Consider the following 5,862-nt stretch of genomic DNA (forward strand, 5'->3'; position numbering starts at 1 on the left):
ACTGGCAACGCCGGCCATGGCCGCTGTCGGGCCTGTGCCAGGTTGGCGGGCAGGTGTACCTGCGCCTGTCCGGCACCGCGGCCGGTGTGGATGCCGCGCGAAAGCAGATCGGCGGCGAGCCGTGGGCGCAGGGTGCCGTGTTCTGGCAGGCGCTGCGGGATCTGGAACTGCCGTTTTTCTCGGGGAACTCACCCCTGTGGCGGATGTCGCTGTTGCCTGCCACGCCACCCCCCGACCTGGCTGGCGAGTGGCTGGTGGACTGGGGCGGCGCCCAGCGCTGGCTGCGCAGCGAGGCGGCACCGGCGCAGGTCTGGGCGGCCGCTGCGGCAGCGCACGGCCATGCCAGCCTGATCCGCGACGGCGAGCGCGGGGGCGGGGTGTTTCAGCCTCTGCCGCCAGCGCACACCGCGCTGCAGCAGCGCCTGAAAGCGGAACTGGACCCCAGCGGCCTATTCAGTCCCGGGCGCCTGTATTCCGGCTTTTGACCTGGCGGTCTGGCCTTGTGCGGGGGGCTGGCTAATCCGCGTGCCCAGCCAGGCGGACCGTCAACTTTATCCTGGCCTCTTGCGGGTGCCCTAAGCCGGCTCAGAGCGGCTGCCGGGGGTGATCCGAGCTGCGGGTTTTCCGGCAAAAGAATCTGTGGACCCCGGCTGAGTTCTATGACATAAAACCCACCATCAACATTCTGGTGGCTGGGGGTAGGCGAAGATGTGGCATGGCCCATGTAAGTGGCCCGCCCTGGTCGCTGTTTTGTGCCTGGCTGTGCCGCTGGCGGCTCTGGCCGAGCTTGGCCCTACGACGCCGATCGCCCAGAGCGCCGATGAGCGCGAACTCATCACCCGCGCCACCGAGTTCGAGCAGGAACTGGAGCGCCGCGGCTTGATCCTTAACGAGCCCTTGCTGAAAGACTATGTGGCCGCCACCGGTAACCGGGTGGTCGCGGCGGGCAAGGTGTCGTTGCCCCTTCGGTTCAATGTGCTGCGTGATCCCAACTCGAATGCGTTCGCGCTACCCAGTGGCGGCATTTACGTCAATCTTGGCCTGCTGGCCCGGCTAGAGAACGAGGCGCAACTGGCGCACGTGCTCGGCCACGAGGCGGCCCATGTCGCCGGCCATCATGCTGCCCGCCAGCAGCAAAGCCGGCGCCGTAAAGTCATAAGCGCGCATCTCGCAGACCTGGCCCTGATGGGTACGTCGGTTGCGTACCTTCCGTTTATTGCATCCATGGCCCATTACAGCCGGGAGCTCGAGCAGGAGGCGGACAGTAATGGACTGGACTACCTGCTCGCCGCCGGCTACGACCCGGAGGGCTCGACTCAAGTGTTTGGCGTGCTCCGGGAGATTCCTGTAACGGAATCGTTCCTGGGATCCCTGTACGCGAGTCATCCGGATAACGCCCAGCGGGAGGCGGCGGTGCGTGCCCGCCTGGTCGGTCATGACCCAGTGGGCAATGGCCGGGTTGGCGAGACCGAGTATCTTCCGATACGTCTCAGAGCGCTCGCCGACAGTGCTGAACTGAAGTTGCTGGGAGGCCAGTACGAACTGGCTCTGCGCAATGCCACCTCCCTGGATAAGCTGGCGCCAAAACAGCCAATGGGTCGTTACCTGACGGGTGAGGCCCGCCGACAGATGGCGGCACAGCCAGAATTGGCAGCACAGGAGCAAGCCGTGCTACGCCAGACCAAATACAGCGACAAATTGGTGGCTGAAATGCGCAGCCAGCAGCAGTCCTGGCTGGATGCGGCGCAGATCGCCTACGGAGAGGCGCTGGCTATCGACTCACAGTTCGCTCCGGCACACCGTGGCCTGGGGCTGGTGGCGCATGCCCGCGGCGAGGCGACCAGCATGCGTGAGCACCTTTCCCGCTATCTGGCGCTGGCGCCACAAGCCCGCGATCGGCGATACGTCGAATATCTGATGACTGCACCGTGACATTGCCGGAGGGACACGCGATGGCTGTAGTTTGGAACCTGGGTAGGGTAAGTCTTTGGCTGGTCGGGGCGGCATTGTTGGCGGCCTGTGCTCCGACCCTGACGACGGTGCGCGAACATCCTGATTTAGCGCGCGCCGAACGGCCGCTACAGCGCTTGCTGCTATTGCCGGCAGATGTCGAGGTGCAACGTATCGTCTTCAACGGTGACAACGCGCGGCTCACCGACAAGGAGACCGCAATGGCTCGGCAGCTCGCTGTGACGGTGCGGCCCTTGTTCGAGAGGCGGGGTTACGAGGTCCAGGATCTCGATCTGGACCTGGCCACTGCCGAGTCGCCGGACCTGCGTTTCTCCCTGGAGCAGGTACGTACGGCCTATAACAAAGCGTCCGGGCAGTTGTACCAAAAGGCGGCTTTGCCCAAGGAACAACAAGCGTCGATTCGGACTTCGCTGGGGCCTATCGTCAATGGGCTTGCCGAATACGGGCATGCGGACGCCTTGGTCCTGGTGCGCTGTGCCGCCTTTGAAAAATCCGGTGGGGTGATTGCCAAGGACATCATGGCGGCGACTTTGTTGGCGGCGCTGACAGGTGTTGCTGCGATGAGCCCGAACGAAGGGATCATGGCGGAGCTGGCGCTCGTTGACGGCACCACCGGAGATGTCCTGTGGACGAATGTACAAACGATCGCACAAGCTTCCGAGCCGAACCTGGAGACCTTGCTCACGGAGCTGCCACGGGCTCGCCCGCGACCGCCCGTTACTCCTTCTCCGGCGCTTGCCTCGGCAAGTGGCAGCACGGTGGTCGTGCCGCAGCCGTCGCCGGATGCCGGGGACTCGGAGCCGGTCGCTGAACCGGAAAAGTCCGCGCCCGCAGTTACGTCCGGGACAAAAGAAGCGACTGTCAGGCCAGGACAGGTTTCGGTTACGCCCTGACGGGCGCCCCACGCGCAGTGGATTCTCTTGGGTGGTGTAGAGGCCTCAGCTCGGCCCCAGCATGTCTGCTGGATTGATCAGGCGGTCGAAATCCTCGGGGCTCAGCAGGCCGAGCGCGACCACCGACTCCTTGAGCGTCAGGTTCTCGTGGTGGGCTTTTTTGGCTGCCTTGGCGGCGTTGTCGTAGCCGATGTGCGGGTTAAGCGCCGTCACCAACATCAGGTTGCGATCCAGGTACTGGCGAATCTGTGCTTCGTTGGCCACGGTGCCGGCCACGCAATGATCGGCGAAGGAGCGGCTGGCGTCGGTCAGCAGGCGGATCGATTGCAACAGGTTGCGGATCAGCAGCGGCTTGAACACATTCAGTTGCAGGTGGCCGCTGGCGCCGCCGAAGTTGATGGCGACGTCGTTGCCGAACACCTGCGCGGCCACCATGGTCAGTGCCTCGGACTGGGTCGGGTTGACCTTGCCCGGCATGATGGAGCTGCCCGGTTCGTTCTCCGGCAGGCTGAGTTCGCCGATGCCGCAACGCGGGCCGGAGCCGAGCAGGCGAAAGTCGTTGGCAATTTTCATGCATGCGGCGGCGGCGGTTTTCAGGGCGCCGCTCATCCATACGATGGCGTCGTGCGCCGCCAGGGCGGCGAATTTGTTCGGCGCGGTGATGAAGGGCAGGGCGGTCAGCTCGGCAATCCGGTCGGCCACCGCGTCCGCGAAAAGTGGGTGAGTGTTAAGGCCGGTGCCCACGGCAGTGCCACCGATGGCCAGTTGGTACAGCCGCGGCAGGGCGCCGTCCACGGCATCGATGACGTCGTTCAGCTGGTGCACGTAGCCGCTGAATTCCTGGCCCAGGGTCAGCGGCACGGCGTCCATCATGTGGGTGCGGCCGACCTTGATGATCGGCTCGAACTCGGCGGCCTTGCGCATGAGTACATCGCGCAGGTGGCGCAGCGCCGGCAGCAGTTCGTCGTGTACCTCGCGCGCGGCGGCGATGTGCATGGCGGTCGGGAAAGTGTCGTTGGACGACTGCGATTTGTTGACGTCGTCGTTGGGGTGGACGGGTTTTTTCGAGCCGAGCTCGCCGCCGGCCATCTCGATGGCCCGGTTGGCGATGACCTCGTTCACGTTCATGTTGCTCTGGGTGCCGGAGCCGGTCTGCCAGACCACCAGCGGGAAGTGGTCGTCGAGCTTGCCGTCGGCCACTTCGGCCGCGGCGGCGCAGATCAGGTCCGACTTGTCCGCCGGCAGAAGGCCGAGTTCCGCGTTGGTCAGTGCGGCAGCGTGCTTGAGGATGCCGAACGCGTGGATTACCTCCAGGGGCATGCGCTCGCGCTCGCCACCGATGGCGAAGAACTTCAGGCTGCGGGCGGTCTGGGCGCCCCAGTAGCGGTCGGCCGGAACCTCGAGTTCGCCCATGGTGTCGCGCTCGATGCGAAAGGACATTGCTATGGCTCCGTGTCTGGTGATGGCGGCAGGCAGCGGCATTTTACCGGCCGCGGCGGTCTGGCTTGGTAGCATGGGCACCGGGCGAGTGTTGCGACGGAGGGCAGGGGCTTGGAACTTGGATTAAAAGAACGCGTGGCGGTGGTGTGTGGCGCCAGTCAGGGCATGGGACGGGCAATTGCCACTGGCCTGGCGGCGGAGGGCGCGCGGGTACTGCTGTGCGCGCGCAGCGGCGAGCGCCTGGCGCAGGCGCAGGCCGACATCGAGGTGCAGGTGCCGGGCGCAAATCTGGCGCATCTGGCCGTGGACCTGACGCAAGCGTCCGCTGCCGCCGAGGTGGTCGAGGCAGCGCGCACGCACTGGGGCCGGCTGGATGTGCTGGTGACCAACACCGGCGGACCGCCGCCGGGGCAGCCGCTGGATCTCGATGACGAAAAGTACCTGCTGGCCTATCAGCAGAATTTCATGAACGTGGTGCGCCTGTGCCGCCAGGCGGTGCCGCTGATGCGCGAACACCAGTACGGCCGGGTGATCAACCTGCTGGCGCTGTCGGTGCGCCAGATCGAGGACAACCTGGTGCTGTCGTCGATTTCCCGTTCCGGAGTGGTGGCGTACGCCCGCTATCTTGCCGAGCAGGTGGCGGCCGAAGGCATTACCGTGAACAACGTTTTGCCGGGCTCCATCCACACCGAGCGTCTGGAGCAGGTGTCGCACATGCAGGCGGAGCATTTTGGCCGCGACCCGGCGCGCGAGATCGGGCTGCGTGCCCAGCGCGTGCCGATGAAGCGCCTGGGCGAGCCGCGCGAGATGGCCGATCTGGTGGCGTTTCTGGCCTCCGAGCGGGCGGGTTTCTTGACCGGGCTGAGCATTCCCGTCGATGGCGGGCAGCTGCGGTCGGTGTTGTAGGGGGGCTTATGCAAATTGCCGCGATCGTTGAGGATTTCTGGGCCAGCCGCGAACGGGGCGTGTATTACCCACCGCAGTGGTTCGACCGCCTGAGCCTGGATCAGGCCTGCCAGGTCCAGCTGGGCCTGCTCGACAAGGCGGTGGCGGGCGGCGCCCAGCAGGTCGGTTGGAAGGTCGGCCTGACCGCGGATGCGATCCGCGAGCAGTTCGGGGTGCATGAGCCGGTGTTCGGTTACCTGCTGGCCAGCGGGCGCCTGGACAGCGGTGTGCGGATTGATCTTGCCAACTGGCGGGGGACCGGATTCGAGAACGAGCTATGTCTGCGGCTGGGTAAGCCGCTGCGCGGCCCGGGGGTGGACGTGGCGGCGGCACGGGCCGCGGTCAGCAGTTGTCACCCGGCCATGGAGCTGGTCGAGAACCGCGGTGATTTCACCGCCCAACTGGCGGTAGCGGTGGCCGACAACGTACAACAGCGTGCCTTCGTGATCGGACCGGAAATTCCGCTACAGGTCGATGCCGATCTTGCCGCCGTGACCTGTGAGGTCAGCATCAACGGTGAGCAGGTGGCGCAGGCAAGTGGCGCGGCGGTGATGGGTGACCCCTATGCTTCGCTGGCCTGGCTCGCCAATAAATTGGCGGAATACGGGCGGGG

Annotated in this window: 5 protein-coding genes and 1 pseudogene; 5 read left to right on the forward strand and 1 reads right to left on the reverse strand. The window is 65.5% G+C overall.

The genetic code is table 11. From position 1 onward, the window contains the following. The 3 genes and pseudogenes from glcE to ABZF37_RS13190 form a co-directional block, all read left to right on the forward strand. A pseudogene (gene glcE, locus ABZF37_RS13180) lies at positions 1 to 485 on the forward strand (glycolate oxidase subunit GlcE); the annotation flags it as partial. A 223-nt stretch (positions 486 to 708) separates the two neighbouring features. Then, positions 709 to 1,932, forward strand: coding sequence for a M48 family metalloprotease (locus tag ABZF37_RS13185; protein WP_372720670.1), 1,224 nt, complete (start codon positions 709 to 711; stop codon positions 1,930 to 1,932). A gap of 155 nt (positions 1,933 to 2,087) precedes the next feature. Next, positions 2,088 to 2,864, forward strand: coding sequence for a hypothetical protein (locus tag ABZF37_RS13190; protein ID WP_372720672.1), 777 nt, complete (start codon positions 2,088 to 2,090; stop codon positions 2,862 to 2,864). A 45-nt stretch (positions 2,865 to 2,909) separates the two neighbouring features. On the opposite strand, the gene fumC is transcribed toward ABZF37_RS13190, so the two are convergent. After that, positions 2,910 to 4,304, reverse strand: a complete 1,395-nt coding sequence (fumC, locus tag ABZF37_RS13195; protein WP_372720674.1) for a class II fumarate hydratase — start codon at positions 4,302 to 4,304, stop codon at positions 2,910 to 2,912. A gap of 111 nt (positions 4,305 to 4,415) precedes the next feature. On the opposite strand from fumC, the gene ABZF37_RS13200 reads away from it, so the two are divergent. Next, on the forward strand, positions 4,416 to 5,210 hold the full coding sequence (locus tag ABZF37_RS13200) for an SDR family oxidoreductase (protein ID WP_372720676.1): 795 nt from the start codon (positions 4,416 to 4,418) through the stop codon (positions 5,208 to 5,210). A gap of 8 nt (positions 5,211 to 5,218) precedes the next feature. Then, positions 5,219 to 5,862, forward strand: a 644-nt coding sequence (locus ABZF37_RS13205) for a 2-keto-4-pentenoate hydratase (RefSeq protein ID WP_372720678.1), incomplete at its 3' end; no start/stop codon positions are given.

Origin of the sequence: Immundisolibacter sp. (assembly GCF_041601295.1) — a bacterium.
Taxonomy (GTDB): Bacteria; Pseudomonadota; Gammaproteobacteria; order Immundisolibacterales; family Immundisolibacteraceae; genus Immundisolibacter.

What these genes read in the sequence shown, in the direction of transcription:
- ABZF37_RS13185 (WP_372720670.1), top strand. Translation starts at nt 709, where the DNA reads ATGTGGCATGGCCCATGTAAGTGGCCCGCCCTGGTCGCTGTTTTGTGC.
- fumC (WP_372720674.1), bottom strand. Translation starts at nt 4,304, where the DNA reads ATGTCCTTTCGCATCGAGCGCGACACCATGGGCGAACTCGAGGTTCCG.